Source organism: Enterococcus sp. DIV1328a (assembly GCF_050536905.1).
Classification (GTDB): domain Bacteria; phylum Bacillota; class Bacilli; order Lactobacillales; family Enterococcaceae; genus Enterococcus; species Enterococcus faecalis.
Genome location: NZ_CP172912.1, coordinates 2,524,512 through 2,544,277, shown reverse-complemented (window position 1 = coordinate 2,544,277; position 19,766 = coordinate 2,524,512). Strand labels below are relative to the sequence as shown.

At 39.4% G+C, this 19,766-nt stretch carries 19 protein-coding genes and 1 other annotated feature; of the genes, 14 read left to right on the top strand and 5 right to left on the bottom strand.

The features are described 5' to 3' along the window. The first annotated feature begins 89 nt into the window (after nt 1-89). Nucleotides 90-191 (top strand): putative holin-like toxin, encoded by a 102-nt coding sequence (locus IGL93_RS12240; protein WP_224800345.1) that lies wholly within the window; start codon nt 90-92, stop codon nt 189-191. Nucleotides 192-815: 624 nt separating this feature from the next. On the opposite strand, the gene IGL93_RS12235 is transcribed toward IGL93_RS12240, so the two are convergent. Next, nucleotides 816-1,268: a YueI family protein gene (locus tag IGL93_RS12235; RefSeq protein ID WP_002359057.1), complete on the bottom strand. Its 453-nt coding sequence runs from the start codon at nt 1,266-1,268 to the stop codon at nt 816-818. A 184-nt stretch (nt 1,269-1,452) separates the two neighbouring features. On the opposite strand from IGL93_RS12235, the gene IGL93_RS12230 reads away from it, so the two are divergent. The 10 genes from IGL93_RS12230 (at nt 1,453) to IGL93_RS12185 (ending at nt 14,496) form a co-directional block, all read left to right on the top strand. Next, nucleotides 1,453-2,400: an ABC transporter permease gene (locus IGL93_RS12230; protein ID WP_002354960.1), complete on the top strand. Its 948-nt coding sequence runs from the start codon at nt 1,453-1,455 to the stop codon at nt 2,398-2,400. Then, nucleotides 2,397-3,362: an iron chelate uptake ABC transporter family permease subunit gene (locus IGL93_RS12225; protein WP_010776169.1), complete on the top strand. Its 966-nt coding sequence runs from the start codon at nt 2,397-2,399 to the stop codon at nt 3,360-3,362. The genes IGL93_RS12230 and IGL93_RS12225 overlap by 4 nt, the downstream gene beginning before the upstream one ends. Then, on the top strand, nt 3,359-4,114 hold the full coding sequence (locus tag IGL93_RS12220; RefSeq protein WP_010776168.1) for an ABC transporter ATP-binding protein: 756 nt from the start codon (nt 3,359-3,361) through the stop codon (nt 4,112-4,114). Before IGL93_RS12225 ends, IGL93_RS12220 begins: the two co-directional genes overlap by 4 nt. Before the next feature lie 38 nt (nt 4,115-4,152). Beyond that, the gene (locus tag IGL93_RS12215) at nt 4,153-5,106 is read left to right on the top strand and encodes a siderophore ABC transporter substrate-binding protein (protein ID WP_033626077.1); all 954 of its coding nucleotides are present in this window, start codon (nt 4,153-4,155) and stop codon (nt 5,104-5,106) included. A gap of 281 nt (nt 5,107-5,387) precedes the next feature. Further along, nucleotides 5,388-5,633 (top strand) — a binding site (T-box leader). A 48-nt stretch (nt 5,634-5,681) separates the two neighbouring features. After that, the gene (locus tag IGL93_RS12210) at nt 5,682-7,325 is read left to right on the top strand and encodes a peptide ABC transporter substrate-binding protein (RefSeq protein WP_010713728.1); all 1,644 of its coding nucleotides are present in this window, start codon (nt 5,682-5,684) and stop codon (nt 7,323-7,325) included. A gap of 21 nt (nt 7,326-7,346) precedes the next feature. Then, the gene (gene pepT, locus IGL93_RS12205) at nt 7,347-8,567 is read left to right on the top strand and encodes a peptidase T (RefSeq protein WP_002408266.1); all 1,221 of its coding nucleotides are present in this window, start codon (nt 7,347-7,349) and stop codon (nt 8,565-8,567) included. A gap of 85 nt (nt 8,568-8,652) precedes the next feature. Further along, the gene (locus IGL93_RS12200) at nt 8,653-9,210 is read left to right on the top strand and encodes a GNAT family N-acetyltransferase (RefSeq protein WP_002415462.1); all 558 of its coding nucleotides are present in this window, start codon (nt 8,653-8,655) and stop codon (nt 9,208-9,210) included. A gap of 34 nt (nt 9,211-9,244) precedes the next feature. Then, the gene (locus tag IGL93_RS12195; protein ID WP_010713729.1) at nt 9,245-9,856 is read left to right on the top strand and encodes a YktB family protein; all 612 of its coding nucleotides are present in this window, start codon (nt 9,245-9,247) and stop codon (nt 9,854-9,856) included. A gap of 379 nt (nt 9,857-10,235) precedes the next feature. Continuing rightward, the gene (locus tag IGL93_RS12190; protein ID WP_010713730.1) at nt 10,236-10,595 is read left to right on the top strand and encodes an LPXTG cell wall anchor domain-containing protein; all 360 of its coding nucleotides are present in this window, start codon (nt 10,236-10,238) and stop codon (nt 10,593-10,595) included. Further along, complete coding sequence (locus IGL93_RS12185; protein WP_010776166.1) at nt 10,582-14,496, top strand: WxL domain-containing protein; 3,915 nt, start codon at nt 10,582-10,584, stop codon at nt 14,494-14,496. Before IGL93_RS12190 ends, IGL93_RS12185 begins: the two co-directional genes overlap by 14 nt. A gap of 54 nt (nt 14,497-14,550) precedes the next feature. Here the strand turns inward: IGL93_RS12185 and lepB are convergent, their stop codons facing one another. The 3 genes from lepB to rpsD form a co-directional block, all read right to left on the bottom strand. Further along, nucleotides 14,551-15,087, bottom strand: coding sequence for a signal peptidase I (lepB, locus tag IGL93_RS12180; RefSeq protein ID WP_002385230.1), 537 nt, complete (start codon nt 15,085-15,087; stop codon nt 14,551-14,553). Between the two features lie 61 nt (nt 15,088-15,148). Beyond that, entirely contained in the window at nt 15,149-15,697 is a 549-nt protein-coding gene (locus IGL93_RS12175; protein ID WP_002354975.1) for a biotin transporter BioY, read from the bottom strand. A 158-nt stretch (nt 15,698-15,855) separates the two neighbouring features. Then, entirely contained in the window at nt 15,856-16,467 is a 612-nt protein-coding gene (rpsD, locus tag IGL93_RS12170) for a 30S ribosomal protein S4 (protein ID WP_002365342.1), read from the bottom strand. A gap of 323 nt (nt 16,468-16,790) precedes the next feature. Here rpsD and IGL93_RS12165 point away from each other — a divergent pair, with 323 nt between their 5' ends. The 3 genes from IGL93_RS12165 to IGL93_RS12155 all read left to right on the top strand — a co-directional run bounded on the left by IGL93_RS12165 (nt 16,791) and on the right by IGL93_RS12155 (nt 19,105). Beyond that, nucleotides 16,791-17,594 (top strand): formate/nitrite transporter family protein, encoded by an 804-nt coding sequence (locus IGL93_RS12165; RefSeq protein ID WP_002365340.1) that lies wholly within the window; start codon nt 16,791-16,793, stop codon nt 17,592-17,594. 71 nt (nt 17,595-17,665) lie between these two features. Then, nucleotides 17,666-18,319, top strand: coding sequence for a DNA alkylation repair protein (locus IGL93_RS12160; protein ID WP_010776165.1), 654 nt, complete (start codon nt 17,666-17,668; stop codon nt 18,317-18,319). Nucleotides 18,320-18,328: 9 nt separating this feature from the next. Next, the gene (locus tag IGL93_RS12155; protein ID WP_002361040.1) at nt 18,329-19,105 is read left to right on the top strand and encodes an HAD family hydrolase; all 777 of its coding nucleotides are present in this window, start codon (nt 18,329-18,331) and stop codon (nt 19,103-19,105) included. Nucleotides 19,106-19,151: 46 nt separating this feature from the next. On the opposite strand, the gene def is transcribed toward IGL93_RS12155, so the two are convergent. Beyond that, nucleotides 19,152-19,715 (bottom strand): peptide deformylase, encoded by a 564-nt coding sequence (gene def / locus IGL93_RS12150; RefSeq protein ID WP_002354981.1) that lies wholly within the window; start codon nt 19,713-19,715, stop codon nt 19,152-19,154. Nucleotides 19,716-19,766 lie beyond the last annotated feature (51 nt).

The window sequence follows — 19,766 nt, the reverse complement described above, 5'->3', positions numbered from 1 at the left end:
CCAATGAAAGTTGTATGACGGTGGCTCTGAGTTAGAGAGGCAGGTGATGCCTATGTGTATCCGATGCACTTTAACGAAAGGAGCATTTTTTGTCAATCGAAGCGGCATTGGAATTGATGATTAGTTTTGCAACCCTTGTTGCGTTACTGATTTTCGGTATCCTTGAAGCAACGAAAAACAATAAAAAATAACCGTTCACAAGCTTCGTAGGCCGAACGGTTAAGATTCAAAACTTAACTCAGTAAGCCACCAGTTCTTATAACTGGTGTTGGTATAAAAGGAGAGGTATGTAGTAGCATATCTCTCTTTTCATTTTCATAATAGCATAATTCTATTTAAAATGGAAGCGCTCATAACTTATATCATTTTATAGAAAATTCCTATAAAAACGTTTTCTTAGTGAACCCAATAGGTTATACTAAAGCTATTACCAATGAAAGTTGTATGACGGTGGCTCTGAGTTAGAGAGGCAGGTGATGCCTATGTGTATCCGATGCACTTTAACGAAAGGAGCATTTTTTTTGTCAATCGAAGCGACATTGGAATTGATGATTAGTTTTGCAACCCTTGTTGCGTTACTGCGTTACTGATTTTCGGTATCCTTGAAGCAACGAAAAACGATAAAAAATAACCGTTCATAAGCTTGACAGGCCGAACGGTTAAACAGTAATAAAAACTTAACTCAGTAAGCCACCAGTTCTTATAACTGGCGCTGGTATAAAAGAGAGGTATGTACCCGCATACCTCTCTTTTTCATTTTCATAATAGCATAATTCTATTATAAATGGAAGCGCTCATAACTTTCCTTGAGCTTTTTATGAGTGAAATAGTTTTTGCCAAAAGCCTTTTTTAGCTGTTGGCTCTTCTTTTGGCGTTTCGGTTGCTTGAGGATATTTTTCTGTAACGTCAATCACAGGTTCATCGACTGCATGTTTTTCAGCTAACAGTAAGCCGAGAGAGTCAGGGTTGTTCTCCACAAAATTGTTAACAATCTTAAAGGTTGCGCCATGCTGATTTAATAATTTAATATAGGTACTTTGCAGGTCAGAAGAGATTTCGCCATTTAAAAGTACTGTAACTTCAGGATGCTTCGCTAATTCTTCTAATAAATGTTTTTGGTTCTGTGCATCTTTCATTTCAGCGACGGTCATGGAGAGACGGCAGCGTTCACGAAATGTGCCCATGTATTTGTGTTGTTCTTCAGGATTAACGAGGGGCGTACCGTACATTCCTTTATCCAGACGTTGTTGTAAGTCATCATTCGCCATTCAGTAACACTCCTTTCCTAACGTTTCCCTCCATTATAGCATATCTTAGATAAGTCGTTGGTCAGTCGGCTTGAGAAGAAGTTTTTAAGAAAGGAAAAAAAGTGGTTGCATTTGTGATGGTTTTCTCATACACTGTAATTAAGAATGAGAATCATTCTCAATTAAATAAAAATGGAGTTTTCTCATGAAAAAGATTGGTTTGTTTGTTCTACTATTACTTTTCAGTTTATTGTCATTAGTGATAGGGGTGAAGGACATTGCACTTTCTCAGTTGTTTCAATTAGATGCGCAGCAACAATTTGTTTTATTTACCACCCGTGTTCCCCGCACGTTGAGTTTAATCATTGCTGGTAGTACGATGAGTATTTCTGGATTGATTATGCAGCAACTCACACAAAATAAATTTGTCGCTCCAAGTGTCGCTGGAACAACCGATAGTGCAAGGTTGGGTATTTTAGTTGCAATGTTATTTTTCCCAACAGCTCCGTTTCTCTATCGAACGGCAATTGCTTTTATTTTTGCGCTAAGCGGGACCTTATTATTCTTAGCGCTCATTCGATTATTACCAAGTAAGAATCAAGTGATGGTCCCTTTGGTGGGCGTGATGTTTGGTAACATTCTAGGCTCAATTGCCACATTTTTTGCCTATCAATACCAATTGGTTCAAAATATGTCTGCTTGGTTACAAGGAAATTTTTCCACAGTTATGAAAGGGAATTATGAATGGTTATTCTTAATGATTCCTTTGTGGTTTGTTATTTATTTATTTGCTTATCATTTCACTGTCGTTGGTATGGGTGAAGCATTTGCAAATAGTCTTGGCGTCCATTACCAGCGAATTCAGTTTTTAGGTTTGACGCTGGTTGCTTTAGCAAGTGCCATCGTTTTATTGATGGTGGGGAATATTCCGTTTTTAGGGGTTGTGATTCCTAATCTCGTGTCTTTACGTTATGGCGATCATATGAAAAATACCTTGTGGTTAACTGGGATTTGCGGGAGTTTGTTCTTGTTAATCTGTGATATTTTAGCACGAGTATTGATTGCCCCCTATGAAATTCCTGTCAGCGTGGTTGTCGGAACATTAGGGAGCATTTTGTTCATTTTATTATTACTAAGGGGGCGCAAACAATGAAACGGCCTTTAAAAAAATGGCTTTCATTACTTTTGCTTTTAGCTGCCGTAGTAATTGTGAGCCTTTGTTATTTAACTTATAACACGTATGGCAATTGGTCCTTTGCTTTGGCGTTACGAGGGAAAAAGTTATTGGCTTTTATTTTTGTCGGAATCGCTGCGGCTTTTTCAACTATTAGTTTTCAAACAGTCACGCAAAATCATTTCCTAACGCCAAACATTTTAGGGATGGATTCCTTGTACATCTTTGTGCAGACGGTGTTATTTTTTCTTTTAGGAGGCGCACAAGCGTTAGGTCAAGTAAGTCTTGGCTCGTTTTTGATGAACGTCTTTTTAATGGTGTTTTTAAGTACTAGTTTATCGTATTTTCTATTACGCAAAAATCAATCCGATTTATTTTTATTATTGATGATTGGCATGATTTTAGGTACTTTTTTCAGTAGTATTAGTACGTTTTTACAAGTGATTATGGATCCTAACGAATACGACTTACTCCAAGGAAAGTTGTTTGCCAGTTTTGGTAACGTCAATAGTCAGTATCTCGTTTTCGTTGGTGTGGCGGTACTCATAATTTGTGGGATACTTTGGCGGGAAAGTTACCGTTTAGACGTTTTACATTTAGGGAACCATCAAGCACAGAATTTGGGGATTGCTGTGAATCAGTTTCAATTAGTGTTGTTGTGTTTGATCAGTAGTCTGGTCGGCTTATCAACAGCATTAGTGGGACCGATTACATTTTTAGGTTTTATCGTGGCCAATATGAGTTATCAATTCATGAAAACCTATCGCCACCGAGAACTGTTTGTGGCAGGGAGTTTAATAGCAGTCTTTTTACTGGTGTTTGGTCAATTGATGGTTGAACAGGTCTTTCATTTGAATACCCCGCTCAGTGTCGTGATTCAATTTGTTGGGGGCGTTTATTTTATATGGAAAATTATTGCAGAAAGGAAGCAACGCACATGATCCAGATGAGTGATGTATCAAAAAAATATGGCGATAAATTTGTCGTTTCAGACATTGATTTACCTATTTCTGAAGGCAAATTAACGGCCTTTATTGGGCCGAATGGCGCTGGGAAAAGCACGCTGCTAGCCATGATGAGTCGCTTAATTCCCAAAGATACCGGGGAAATTTATCTGGACAAGCAAGAAGTAAAAACCTGGAAGCAATCGGCTTTTTCACAAAAAATTGCCCTTTTAAAACAAGCCAACGGTGTACAACTTAAATTAACTGTGCGAGAACTGGTCAATTTTGGTCGTTTTCCTTATTCCAAAGGTCGCTTAAAAAGCGCTGACCATGAAAAAGTAGCAGAAGCGTTGGAACAATTGGGCTTAACTGAAATGGCGGAAGAATACATTGATACCCTTTCTGGGGGCCAATTACAAAGGGCGTATATTGCCATGATTTTAGCCCAAGATACCGATTATATTTTATTAGATGAGCCCTTAAATAACCTCGACATGAATTATGCGGTTCAAATGATGCAGATTCTTAAACGCTTAGTGGATGAACTAGGAAAAACGATTCTGATTGTTCTACATGATATTAATTTTGCCGCAAGCTATGCAGATGAAATTGTCGCCATGAAAGGCGGAAAGCTCTATGCGCATGGCGCAACAGAAGAAGTTATTCAAACAAGTATTTTAAATGATCTTTATGAAATGAATATCCGGATTTGTGAAATTGAAGGAAAACGCTTTTGTCTTTATCACTAAATCGGGCAATTTAAAAATAACGTTTTTGGAGGAAAAAAATGAAAAAGAAATTTTTAGCAATGATGGCAGTTTCAATGATGGGACTGTTAATGTTAAGTGCTTGTCAAACAAATAAAAAAACAGCAGATTCTGCAACAATGGAAACAACAGCCAAAACGGAAGTTACAGTCAAAGACACCAATGGTCAATTAACCGTTCCCAAAAATCCTCAGAAAGTCGTTGTTTTTGATAATGGTTCCTTGGATACAATGGACGCACTAGGTGTCGGTGACCGCGTGGTAGGTGCGCCAACCAAAAATATCCCTGCGTATTTGAAAAAATACCAAAAAGTTGAATCAGCAGGCGGCATTAAAGAACCAGATTTAGAAAAAATCAATCAACTAAAACCAGACTTGATTATTATTTCTGGTCGTCAACAAGACTATCAAGAACAATTAAAAGCCATTGCGCCAACCATTTACTTAGCTGTAGATGCCAAAAATCCTTGGGCATCAACGAAACAAAATATCGAAACGTTAGGCACTATTTTTGATAAAGAAGAGGTAGCTAAAGAAAAAATAACTGGCTTAGAAAAAGAAATTGCTGACGTGAAAAAGCAAGCAGAAGCTAGCGCGAATAATGCGCTTGTTGTGTTAGTTAACGAAGGACAACTTTCCGCTTACGGAAAAGGCTCTCGTTTCGGTTTAATTCATGATACATTTGGCTTCAAAGCAGCAGACGATAAGATTGAAGCTTCCACTCATGGGCAAAGTGTTTCTTACGAATATGTTTTAGAAAAAAATCCTGGGATTCTCTTTGTGGTAGATCGCACCAAAGCAATTGGTGGCGACGATTCAAAAGATAACGTCGCTGCAAACGAATTGATTCAAAAAACCGATGCTGGTAAAAATGATAAAGTCATTATGCTTCAACCAGATGTTTGGTATCTAAGCGGTGGTGGATTAGAATCAATGCATTTGATGATAGAAGATGTTAAAAAAGGATTAGAGTAAAAAAAAGCCTAGGACAAAAATCACTTTGGATTTTTGTCCTAGGCTTAAAAGCTGATAAACGGCGGGAACAAAAGCAACTCCTTCGGAAATAAGCTGAAATTCTCCAAAAATTAAAGAACAATTTTCGGAAATTTCTTCTTATTTCTCGGAGCTAAACACTTCTGTCCCGACCTTCTTGATGAAAAACAAAAAAGTTTTAAATTAAAAATGTGGTTGACGGCCTCGAAAATGTTTGCTAAACTATCCGTAAATCAGTATGATTGATGAAACAAATAAAAGAACAAAATGTGATGAGAAGGAAAGTACTTTTTAAAATAGCTTGCAGAGAGCCTCGTTTGGTGAGAAGAGGTAGTGACGTTAAAGGGGAAAATGGCCTTTGAACAGGTTGGTTGAAGCCGTTTGCTTAAACCAATTCAGGTGCGCCTGTTATAGCGCTACAGTATGATTGTACTGGAAACGAGCGGATCTTTTTTAGCGAAGAGATCAACAAAGGTGGTACCGCGATTGCATAAGCATTCGTCCTTTTTAGGACGAATGCTTTTTTATTTGTTTAAAAAATATGAGGGGGCAACAACATGAAATTGGGGAAAAAAGTAGTAGGTTTGATTGCAACAGGGTTTCTTTTAGCCGCATGTGGCGGAACCAAAGAAGCAGCAGAGAAAGTAGATTCGGGAAATTTAGCAGCTGAACAAAAAATCAGTATTAGTTCACCTGCACCAATCTCAACATTGGATACAACACAAACAACAGATAAAAATACCTTTACAATGGCGCAACATTTATTTGAAGGCCTGTATCGGTTTGATGATGATAGTGCCACGGTGCCAGCTCTAGCTAAAGATGTCAAGATTAGTGACGATGGGCGCAAGTACCACTTTACCTTGCGGGAAGGGATTAAGTGGAGCAACGGCGAGCCAATCACGGCCCAAGATTTTGTTTATTCTTGGAAAAAACTGGTGACACCAGCGACGATTGGACCGAATGCCTATTTACTAGATAGTGTTAAAAATAGTTTTGAAATACGCAACGGTGAAAAGTCAGTCGATGAATTAGGGATTTCAGCCCCTAATGACAAAGAATTCATTGTTGAATTAAAACAGGCCCAACCTTCCTTCTTAGCAGTCGTTTCGATTGCTTGGTTAGCGCCACAAAATCAAAAATTTGTCGAAGCGCAAGGTAAAGATTACGCCTTGGATAGTGAACATTTACTTTATAGCGGGCCATTTATGCTAGCCAATTGGGATGCGACTTCAGATACTTGGACATTGAAAAAAAATCCAGAATACTATGATGCGGATCAAGTGAAACTGGAAGAAGTTGCGGTTAGTACAATCAAAGAAGATAATACTGGGATTAACTTATATCAAGCGAATGAACTAGACTTAGTTCGCATTAACGGGCAATATGTTCAACAATATCAAGAGGATCCAGGCTATGTCAGTCATCCAGATGTGGCCAACTACTTCTTAGATTTCAACAAAAAAGAAGGAACGCCATTAGCGAATGTTCATTTACGAAAAGCGATTGGCCAAGCAATTGATAAAGAAGCCTTAACACAAAGTGTCTTAAACGATGGGTCAAAACCCCTCAACGGATTGATTCCAAGTAAACTTTATGCGAACCCAGAAACAGATGAAGATTTCCGAGCTTACAGTGGCGAATATTTGAAAAATGACATCAAAAAAGCTCAAGCTGAATGGACGAAAGCCCAGGCGGATGTCGGTAAAAAAGTGAAACTTTCCTTGCTAGCGGCAGATACAGATCAAGGAAAACGAATTGCGGAATATGTTCAAAGTCAGTTACAAGAAAATCTGCCAGGTTTAGAAATTACCATTTCATCGCAACCAAGTAATAATGTGAACCAATCGCGACGTGAAAAAAATTACGAGTTGTCTCTTTCAGGTTGGATTGCCGGCAGTAGTGAATTAGACTCTTACTTTAACTTATATGCAGGAGAATCAAGTTACAATTATGGCAATTATCATAATGCCAAATACGACCAATTGGTAGAAGATGCACGAACGATTAATGCCAATAATCCAGAGAAACAGTTTGCAGAATACAAAGAAGCGGAAGACATCTTGTTGAACCAAGATGCTGCCCAAGTACCGCTGTATCAAAGTGCCTCAAATTATCTAATCAATCCTAAATTGAAAGGCATTAGTTATCACTTGTATGGGGATTATTTCCACTTGCGCAATGCCTATTTAACAGAATGATTCAGGAAGAAGGAGTAAAAAATGGAAAAATTAGTCGAACGATTTTTAACTTACGTGAAAGTTAACACCCGTTCAGATGCCAACAGTCAAACCACACCGACGACGGTCGGTCAAGTGGTTTTAGCCAAAATGATTGAAACAGAACTTCATGAATTAGGCTTGGCCGATGTGCATTATAACGAACAAAACGGTTTTTTAACGGCACGGTTGCCTGGTAACCAACCTGCAGCGAAGAGCATCGGGTTGATTGCACATCTGGATACGGCGGATTTTTCAGCAGAAAATATCCGTCCCAAAGTCATCACTAATTATGATGGCCAAGATGTCCTCTTGAATCAAGAACAAGGCATCGTTTTATCGGTTGCTGAATTTCCCAATTTAAAAGAGTATCAAGGGGAAACGTTGATTACTACAGACGGAACAACACTTTTAGGAGCAGATGACAAAGCGGGAATTGTCGAGATTTTAGCTGCTGTTGAGTATTTTTTGGCACATCCAGAAGTAGCGCGGGGGGATGTTTGGCTCGCCTTCGGTCCAGATGAAGAAATTGGACGCGGGGCCGATCAATTTGATGCGCCGAACTTCCCAGTCGCTTTTGCGTATACAATCGACAGTGGCCGCGTGGGGCATTTCGAGTATGAAACGTTTAACGCTGCTCAAGCTGTGATAACAATTGAGGGAACCAGTGTCCATCCGGGAACGGCCTATGGTTCGTTAGTAAATGCCATTAAATTAGGCGAACAACTTGATCAATCACTGCCGCAAAAGGAAGTACCAGAACAAACACGTGGAAATGAAGGATTTTATTTACTCAATAAATTTACAGGAAGTATTGAAAAAGCAGAACTTGTCTATATCATTCGGGATCATGATCAAGAAAACTTTCAAGCGAGAAAGCAATTTTTGGAAAAACAAGTCCAACGTTTAAATGCGCTGGCGGATAAACCCAGACTAACAATTACTTTCCAAGACCAATACTATAATATGAAGGAAATCATCGAAAAAGATTGGACGCCTGTAGAATTGGCCGTCCAAGCAATGGAAAGTTGTGACATTGAACCAATCATCACACCATTTCGTGGCGGGACAGATGGTTCTAAGATTTCTTTCATGGGCATTCCCACGCCTAATCTATTTACAGGAGGCGAAAATTTTCACGGGCAATATGAATTTATTACCGTTGAATCAATGGCCAAAGCTGTTCAAACGATCATTGCCATCATTCGCTTAAACGCCAATTAAAGAAACACGCGAGGGAAATGCCGATTTTCCTTGCGTGTTTCGCTGTTTTTCGGTAAAGTATGTAGAAAAGTAGGGAGTTTTGCTCATGAATTATCCATTGATTTTTGCAGAAAACCAACGAATTGAAACCGAACGCTTGATTTTAAGACCTGTCACATTAGCCGATGCAGAAGATATGTACGAATATGCTTCAGATGAGGAAACGGTCCGCTATGTGTTTTTGAAAAACCAAACAATCGCTGAAACACGACAAAACATTGCTAAATATTTTATGGGGGAACCTTTAGGAAAATATGGGATTGAAGTGAAAGAAACGGGCAAAATGATTGGCACGATTGATTTGCGGGTCAATGAAACCAATAATGTTGGAGAATTAGGCTATGTCTTGAACCGTGCCTTTTGGGGCAATGGCTACATGCCTGAAGCCGCGACGGCGTTAGTTGAACTGGGTTTTGCAAAAATGAAACTCATGAGAATCTTTGCTTTACATGATCAAGACAATCCAGCTTCTGGTCGTGTCATGGAGAAAATTGGTTTTACCTACGAAGGAACACTACCCAATGCTCGAATTAGTAAAGGGAAAATTGTCACAGATGTTTATCGTGGGATGACACTGGAAACATGGCAAAATCGACAAAAATAGAAGCGTAAGACAAGTTGAGAGAGGAATTAGAGAAATGTTGATGTTTACAGAAAAAGAATTCGCAGCCTTTGAAGTTGCTGGATTAGATGAACGAATGGCGGTTATCCGTGCGCAAATTCAACCTATTTTTCAAGAATTAGACACGTATTTTGCCGAACAACTAGCGCCTGAACTAGGAACGGAGTTGTTTGTCCATATTGCGCAACATCGCCGTCGCACCGTGTATCCACCAGAAAATACTTGGTCCGCACTCAGTCCGAATAAGCGCGGCTATAAAATGCAGCCGCATTTTCAATTAGGCATTTGGGGCGACTATGTGTTTATGTGGTTGTCATTTATTGATAATCCTAAAAATGAAAAGCAGATTGCGCAAGCCTTTTTAGAGAATCAGCAATTATTCCAAGCATTACCAGAAGATACGTATGTTTCCTTGGATCACACGGTTCCTCAAATTACTCCGCTGCCGGAAACGGATTTAGAAAAAGCCTTAACTCGTTTTAGAGATGTAAAAAAAGGTGAGTTTGAAATTGGGCGCATCATTCCCAAAGATAGTGCTTTGTGGCAAAACCCTGAAAAAGCACGAGCGTATATGTTGGCAACCTATCAACAACTCCTGCCATTGTACCAATTGGCTATTGCCCAATAAGAGAAACAGACAGCATTTTGTGTTTTAGTGTTATTTTATCGAATTATCTAATCGTCAAAAATGAGAAAAGCTCACAATGTTAGTATCGAAAACTAACATTGTGAGCTTTTCTGAGGTTTGGTTAGCAAAAATTTAAGAAATTAAAGGCGATTTCTAAAGGATAAACGTGTTTCGACAATCATTTTCAAAGGATAATTTTAAATAACAAAGCACGAAACGCTTGTTATATAAGGGTTTTGTGGGAAATAGGGTTGTCAAATGGAAAATAATGGTGTTTTGGAAAGCTTTTTGTTTGTTATTATAGAGGTATAAAAAAGGTTCTTTGAGCATGAGGAAATAAAAGCTCAAAGCTGTTGTTGATTTAAAAGGAGGTTTTTAAATGAAAAAAAAGCGTTATTTAATGATTGCGTGCCTACTATTTTCCCCTAGTTTTTTTATAAATGTTGAAGCATCTGAACGTGGTTCTAGTTCGGTGGGGATTGAATTTTACAAAAAGGTATCCCCGAAAGAAGAGCCCTCACCGAAAACAGACGCGCCAAGTCCTAAGGGGCAAGTATCGGGACAGACGAGAACTAATCAAGCAGGTGTGGCAGGCGGTCAAGGCACCCCTACCACTGGCGACAAACAACTACCGCGTACAGGAAGTAAGAGTCAGGCCAATCTTAGCATTCTCGGCTTGGTCTTAATTGGCCTTGTCGGAATGGTACATAGAAAGAAGGGACGACATGAAGCAAACTAAATGGCAACGTCTTGCAGCTATTGGCTTATGTGGTTCTTTGCTAGTGAATGCCTTTTCGGGCGTGACGGCAGTTGCGGAAACCGTCACGATTGAAAGTAGTCCGACCGCTGAAAGTAGCGTCAAGGAAGAAACGCAAGCAAGTAGTGAAACGCAAGAAACAACGACTGAAACAAGTCGAGAAGAAGTAACAAAGGAAATAGAGAAACAAGCAGAAGTGGCGGTAGAAAAGAAGGAAGCACCGCCAGTGAAAGCGGAGCAAAAAGAAGCGGAAGCTCAGCAGGAGGTGCAACTCACACCGCAACTCCCAGTACAAATCCAGAATCGAGCGATTGGGGTTAAGGCAGGAAATTTAGCAAGTGCGCAGCAACAAATCAAGACATTGATTGCAAACAAAAATTTTACACATGCAAATATTATTAGATTTCCAGAAGTTATTTTTGGTCTAGCTATTGATGCAGAAAATAATACTCAGATTCAAATGGCTGACTTTAACTTGACAGCTAACATGGTAACCATGGATAAAACAAGTGTTAATAGTATTATCACAACGAATGTTGAAAAACAAGCTGTTCCGATAGTTAAAATAATGTCGGGATTTGATATCACCATTCCTTCTATAAGTTTTAATTTAAATGCTGTTTCTCGTCGTCGCTACTTAGATGATATTATTTTGCAAACTCCTAAATATGTTGAAGATATTACGATTGATGCACCTATAGTTTATTTATGGAGTTCAGGATTGTTTAATTTAAGTGATTTTGCAGAACTTCCCCCAGCTACCATCTCGAAGATTGATGAATCTAAGTTTGAAATATCTTCTTATGAAACATTAACTGAACCTGTTGAAGGTATTTCTAGAGTGAATAAAATCCAACACTATTTTTCTTATTTAGCTAATCCAGCAAGTTCAACTTCAGTACATTTAGCAACTTTTTTACCAAAAAACGATTATAAGTTATCACTTATTTATAAAAAAGTCACCGAAAACTTCGTTGATGCCACAGGTGCCAAAATCACACCGCCAACTGGTTTCACGCAAGGGCAACAAACAAGTATTACGAGCAATGACTTCACATACACCAGTGCCAAAGCCTTGCCAGATACGTACAAGGCAGGCGGCAAGACCTACAAATTCAAAGGCTGGTACAAAGGTACCGACCAAACAGCCCTGAAAACAACGAAAACACCAAGTTATGCCGTGACTTACGATGACCAAGACGACATGACAGCGGTCTACGAGGATTTAGGTGAGACGACAACTTTACCAGCACAAACGTTTAAATTTAGTTTTGTTGATGAGCAAGGAAATTTAGTCAATCCAAGTGGAATTTCTTTAAAAGGGAATCTCCAAGAATATGTTTCAGATGAAACACCAAAAATTATCGGGGAAATTATTGGTAAAGATAATGGGATGGTAAAAGAATACACGATTCCTGAGAAAGTATTCTATGGCGTGACTGATACGCGTTTCAGTTTTTATGGAGCGAAAAGATCAATATTTACGCTTCCAAAATACTATAAATCGTTGACGAAAAACCCAGGAACGTATTATTCTAAAACAGCCAAAGTTTATCCAGCGGCTAGTATTCGCAGAAAGAATTTTATTACCGGTGTTTTAGAGACTGAGATACCTAATGATTTGACCTATCGAGATTTATTCACTATGGCAGATCCTACCCAGTTCTCATTGGCGGAAGCACGATATAATGTTAGTCCAACGAATACAACATTTACCGCTTTAGGGATGGCATTTATGAGACCAGCGGAGGGGATTGTAGTGATTTCTAAAGATGATAGTCCCATCTATTATTATCTAGAAAACCGCCGTGTCACCGAAAACTTCGTTGATGCCACAGGTGCTAAAATCACGCCACCAACAGGCTTTACCCAAGGCAACAAAGTAGTGATTGATAGTGAGAACTTCACCTACACCAGTGCCAAAGCCTTGCCAGATACCTACACAGTAGGGGACAAAAACTACAAGTTCAAAGGTTGGTACAAAGGCACTGATCAAACCAAAATGGAAACGACGAAAACACCAAGTTATGCCGTCACTTACGATGACAAGGATGACATGACGGCAGTCTATGAAGAAGTCCAAGAAATCACTGTTCACCCAGGATTCTACGCAGAGTTTGTCGATGAACAAGGAAAAGCGTTCACGAATCCACTTACGCTTTCTGGAAACTATACAGAATTTTTCAGAAAAACCGCCACTAGTCCCTTTGAAGCAACAGGTTCGCTTTACCCAATGGTGGGAAGTAAAGAGGCGACCGTTGCTAATCGCTATAAAGTAGAAACCAAGCAAAACGTCTTGATTCCTAATGATTATGAACTTTTTTCTGATCTACCAACAGGTGTTTTAAATAAAGGTTTTGCGTTGAACAACTTTGATATTACGAATGAATTGAAGTATGTTGACAAAGTGGAAGCAACAACGAAAACCATTACGTTGTACGACTACGAGACCATTAGTGACATTGGCACCAACCTTCTATCGGATTCAGCAACGACTAGTTTTACTAGTTTTGAAACAGTGTTTAACAGAGAGACGAACAATACTTTTTCTGTTAAGGCAAGGTGGGGCCAATCAGGACTAACAAGAGATGTCCTTCCTAGTCTATTATTTCTAACTAGTGCAAATTCCCAACCAAGATTATTTGGTTTCGATGGAACTAGCGACTACAAGCAAACGATAAACTATAAAGTCACACGAAAACAAGTCACCGAAAACTTTGTTGATGCCACTGGTGCTAAAATTACGCCACCGACAGGTTTCACGCAAGGGAAACAAACACCAATGACAAGTAACAGCTTCACCTACACCAGTGCCAAAGCCTTGCCAGCCACCTACACAGTAGGGGACAAAAACTACAAGTTCAAAGGTTGGTACAAAGGTACTGATAAAACTGCGTTGAAAACTACGAAAACGCCAAGTTATGCCGTAACTTACGATGATAAAGACGACATGACGGCAGTCTATGAGGAAGTCCAAGCAACGGCAGAAATGACCGTTAGTCGGTTACTAGAAGTTGTCTCCAATGAAGCTTCTATGATTTGGACAGTTAGGCTAAAAAACACTAGTGAAGTTCCATTGACCAACGTTAAACTAGCACCAACGGCCAAATGGGCGGCAGGTATTTCGGCGCCGACCCAATTAGCTGTTCGCCTTGGTAATACGCCAAATAAAATTATTCCAGTGACGGCAGAACAATGGCGCACAGGAGTTAACTTGGGTGTGGAAATTCCGGTGAATGGTGAAGCTTTAGTGACAGTGAACACAGCGAAAATCACGGGAGAACCAAGACAACTTTTAACCGCAGAAATGACAGCTAGTGGGAACTTTTCTGCAGTAACAGCTAGTAACTTTGTGCGTATTCAAGGCGAAGATCAAACGATTGAGCCAACACCAGCAGAAGAAGGCTTCATTAGTATGCCGACGTTTGACTTTGGAAAAATTATGATTAGCGGTAGTACTAAGCAGTACAGCCTGAAAAAAGCAGCTGATTATTATGGGAATGGCACACGTAATCCGTATTTACGGATAAAGAAAAGCCAACCCAATTGGCAGTTGACAGCACAATTATCACAGCTAAAAGCGTCTACCGATAGTTTGCCAACTAGTACGCGCTTATTATTAGGCAATGCAGACGTTGCAGCAATCGAAAACTATAATCTAGTCACAGAATTAACGAATAAAGTTGGGGTTACGGAGCCGTTAGCTTTGACGAGTGACGGCACATCTACACCAGTAATTCTTAATAACCAATTTACAGGTAATGATGTCTATCAATTAGAGTTTGATTTTGCTAGCGTGAAATTAGAGGTTCCTGCCAACCAAGGGAAAATAAATGAAAAATATCAAGGAACGGTAACGTGGAACTTAGTCACTGGACCTTAAAAAAATAGTAAATCGCCCTCAAAAAGTCTAACTTTTTGGGGGCGGTTTACTATTTTATGGAAAGCCAATTTTATCTAATGGATAATAACGAAAAGTCAAAACACCTTCCACGCTCGCTTGTTTAACAAAGCCAAAGTAACGACTGTCATCTGAGCGCGGGCGATTATCGCCTAAGACAAAATACATACCTTCTGGAACGGTCAGGGATTGGGTGGCTTCTAAGGTCTCTAAGGTAAAATCTTGGGTATAATTTTCATTTTTAGAGACATTTCGTTTAGCACTTGCTAAGTAATCTTCACTGAGTGATACACCATTAATATAGAGGGTATCATCGCGATACTCGACTGTTTCGCCAGGTAAACCAATTAAACGTTTGGCTACTCGTTGGCCGTTGCGAGGACTGGGAAAAGCGATAATATCAAAGCGCTGTGGCTTTTTAATCGAGGTCACCCATAAACGGTCGTTGTTATGAAGTGTTGGTTCCATTGAAGAGCCGTTCACCGCAGCAGGGGAGAAAACATAGTGTCGAATTAGCAAGACAGCGACGACTAACAAAACCAACTGAACCAATCGTTTTAATAATGAGGACATGGACTTCACTCCTTTGTCCTTTTAGTGTACTACAGACAAGGAAAAGAAAAAAGTTTTCCCCTTAAGAAAGGTGTGCTAAAAAACGTTTCATAAAGCGTTGGCGAATTAAAATACCAACATAAGCAGCTGCGACAGCCTTGATGATACCAGGAATAATAAACGGAGCAAACCCGCCAGCGAAAGCGTTTGGCCACGGCAGATTTGCGGAATATTTCAACCAAATCATGCCGAAAACTAAGGTAACTAAGGCACCGGCAATATTTGCGATAATGGCCCAAGTATAGTTAAAGGTTGTTTTTTCTAAAATATAACCAGTTAATAAGCCGTTAAAGATAAAGCCGATTAAATAGCCGCCAGTTGGTCCAAAGAGTACACCGAACCCGCTAGACATCCCAGCGTAAACGGGTAAACCAATTAATCCTAATAAGAAGTAAATTAAAATAGCGTAGGTCCCCGTTCGCTTGCCCAAAACGGTAGCGGTTAAGCCGATGGCAAATGTTTGCCCGGTTAGTGGGACAATCCCCAATGGAATTGTAAATTGTGAAAGTACAGCAATAATCACAGCGAATTCTGCTGCTAAAATTAAAGAGCGTAACGATGCTTTATTCATAAGAAGCCTCACTTTCTATTGTTAACCAATTGTTTTATTTGGTTAACAATAGTTTAGCGGAAGTGAACCATTTTGTAAAGAGGGCAAAGAAAAAAACCTTGCCAAGAAAGGCAAGGTTTTGAAAGAAGGTAAGAACCGTAGTTCGACCTTTTGAAATCTTAAAGTTTTTGGTTGTAGTATTCAACGACAAGTGCTTCGTCGATTTCTGGGTAAAGTTCATCACGTTCTGGTAAACGAGTGAAGCTACCTTCTAATTTTTCAGTGTCAAAGCTTACGAATGCTGGACGTCCAACAGTTGCTTCAACCGCTTCTTTAATTGTTGAGATGTTTTGAGATTTTTCACGAACACCGATCACTTGACCAACTTCAACGTGGTATGATGGAATATCAACACGTTTGCCGTCTACAGTGATGTGACCATGGTTAACTAATTGACGTGCTTGACGACGAGTAGTTGCAAGACCTAAACGGTAAACAACGTTATCTAAGCGTTGTTCTAGTAAAACCATGAAGTTAACACCGTGTTTACCTTCTTTGATTTTGCTTGCTTTAATGAACAACGTACGGAATTGACGTTCGTTCATGCCATACATATGACGTAATTTTTGTTTTTCAGTTAATTGCATTCCGTATTCAGAAACTTTACCACGGCTGTTAGGTCCGTGTTGTCCTGGTTTGTAAGGGCGACGAGCTAGTTCTTTACCAGTACCTGATAAAGAGATACCTAGACGACGAGATACTTTCCATGATGGTCCAGTATAACGAGACATTAAAAATTCCTCCAATAAATAAATGTTTTTTTGGAGTAAAATAATTAGATGAAAAATTCATATTCGTTCAGTTCATTCTTCAACCTTCGCCTTTGCAGCCGCGGTTACGCAGTTGAACCAAGTTTGGCAATGAACTGTTGACGAGTTATTATTCTTCTGCTGCAATTATTTTACACAAAATCTAGTATACTTAATAGGATAGGAAACGTCAAGGTTTTAAAGTGAAATATGAAAAAAAGGTAGACAAAAACACTTTTCCTCATTAGAATAAGGGGAGATGTTTTGAAAATATAAGTTGAAAACGGAATGAAAGGGAGTTTACAATGAAGTCTGGTTCACCATTGTTTGAACAAATTGATAAATCCATCGACAAGAAAGTGAATTTATTCTCAAATAGCTTTTCCCGCTACGCTGTTCGTGCAATGCTTGCTTGTCTATTTTTAACGTTGGGAACAGCCGTTGCTTTTGCAATCGCAATTAAAGGAGAAGGAATTTCTCATGGTTTAGGGAAAATGCTTTACGCCTTCATGTTCAGTTGGTCACTTGTGATGATTTTATATATGAATGCCGAACTTGGTACCTCGAATATGTTGTACATGACTGTTGGGGTCTATCGTAAAAAAGTCAACTTTTCCTTAGCTGCAAAAATTTTATTTACCTGTATCTTATTCAATTTAATTGGTGGCGTCTTGTTTGGTTTCTTGGTATCACTTACGGTGCCGTTCCAAGATTTGCCAAAAGATAGTTTCTTCTTTACATCGATTGCTGGAAAATTAGAAAAAACCACCCTGCAAATTTTAGTTGAAGCTATGTTCGCCAATATTGTAGTTAATACAGCCGTATTAGTGAGTATGCGAATGAAAGATGACGCCGGCAAAGTCGCGGCCATTATTTTCATTATCTTTATCTTTGCGTTCCTTGGTTTTGAACACGTGATTGCCAACTTCCCAGCCTTCAGTTTAGCTTACTTTGCTTCAAACGGCGCAATTGAAGCTTTCACAGCTGGTAATGTTGTTCATAATCTGTTCTGGGCCTTTATCGGTAACTTTATCGGTGGTGGCTTAATTATGGGTCTCGGCTATGCCTGGTTAGATAAAGACAACAAAAACTTAACGTATTTTGATTAATTGACCAACCAACTATACTAAAACATGGTACACTGTTTTAGTATAGTTTTTTTATTATAAGGAGCGAAGGAATGGACACACTTCAATTTCAGAAGAACCCAGAAACAGCAGCAAAAATGTCTGCTTATATGAAACATCAATTTGTTTTTGCAGGCACCCCCGCCCCAGAACGTCAAGCGTTAAGTAAACAACTTTTAAAAGAAAGTCATACGTGGCCAAAGGAAAAATTATGCCAAGAGATTGAGGCTTATTATCAAAAAACAGAACGAGAATATCAGTATGTCGCTATTGATTTAGCCCTTCAAAATGTTCGGAGATTTTCATTAGAAGAGGTCGTAGCGTTTAAAGCCTATGTTCCACAAAAAGCGTGGTGGGACAGTGTGGATGCTTGGCGAAAATTTTTTGGGTCGTGGGTGGCGGTGCATCTGACTGAATTGCCAACGATTTTTGCCCTTTTTTATGGCGCTGAAAATTTCTGGAATCGGCGTGTTGCGCTGAATTTACAGTTGATGTTGAAAGAAAAGACCAATCAGGACTTGTTGAAAAAGGCGATTATTTATGATAGAACTACAGAGGAGTTCTTCATTCAAAAAGCGATTGGCTGGTCATTGCGCCAATATAGTAAAACGAATCCGCAATGGGTCGAGGAATTGATGAAAGAATTAGTGTTGAGTCCTTTAGCACAACGAGAAGGCAGTAAATATTTAGCGAAAGCGAGCGAATAAGGAGAAATGATGGAAAGAAAACTTTTTGCATTTGATATTGATGGGACGTTGTTAAATTCGGAGAAGAAAGCATTGGATAGCACGAGAGAAGCGCTAGCAAAATTGCGGGAGCAAGGACACTTAGTTACGCTGGCAACTGGCAGAAGTCGTTATATGGCGCAAGAGGTGATTTGGGATTTAGATTTTACCAATTACGTATTATGTAATGGCGCCGCGGCTTTTGTGGATCATGAGCAATATTATCAAAATTTATTGCACGCTGAAGCGTTGGAACGTTTGGCACAAGACAGTGATCAACGCGGCTTAGGATTTGCTTGTGTGGGCTTAGATGATATTAAGAAGAGCAACCAGCACCGTGCTGAAAAAATGGAAATTGCGATGAACTCTTTTCATTTTCATTCACCTGCTTATGATGAACACTTTTATCGTCAAAATGATATTTACCAAGCGCTAGCTTTTTATGACGCAGAAGATCAGTGTACGTTTGAAGAAGAATACCCAGAATTTCGCTTTATTCGCTGGCATCAACATAGCGTAGATGTTGTGCCTAAAGATGGCTCAAAATCAGCTACGTTAACGTATTTAGCTAAACGTGTGGGCATTGATGCAAAAAATATCATTGCCTTTGGGGACGGCGAAAATGACCGAGAAATGTTAAGCCATGCAGGGATTGGCGTCGCAATGGGCAATGCGAGTCCTTCCATTCAAAAAGTGGCCACGATGGTCACAGATACAAATGATAATGATGGGATTTGGAAAGCCTTAAAAGAAATGAAGGCCATTTAAAAAAACTGGGCCGTTTGTCTGAAAACAAACGGCCCAGTTTTTTTCTTTATTCGATGACTAAAACGCCCTCTTTTAAAGCAAATGGATTTTCTTTGTTAATATGATCGTAGAACATGATGCCATTAATATGATCAATTTCATGTTGAACCACAATCGCTTCGTAGTTTTTTAAACGAACTTTGTGTTTTTCGCCAGCCATGTCAAAATAACTGACGGTAATTTTGTTATGGCGAACGACATACCCAGGTACATCCCGATCGACAGATAAACAGCCTTCCCCTTCACCTAAACATACATCTTGCACAGAATGGCTCAAAATTTTAGGGTTGTACATCACCGTACTTAATGAAGGCGTTTCGTTTTCTGGGTCGTTACTAGGAACATGGACAGCAATAATTCGTTTAGAAATATCTAATTGTGGTGCAGCTAAACCAACGCCACCACGTAATTGTAATTCTTCGGCTTTGACTGGATCTTGACTATTTTTTAAGAAAGTCAACATGTCCTCACCTAATTGTCGGTCTTCCTCAGTGATAGGGACAGGCACTTCTTCTGCCACAGCACGAAGTGTGGGATTCCCTTCACGAATAATATCTTTCATTGTAATCATTCAATGGTTCCTCCTTTGAAACATAAAAAAATTCTTCTTTTATTTATTCAT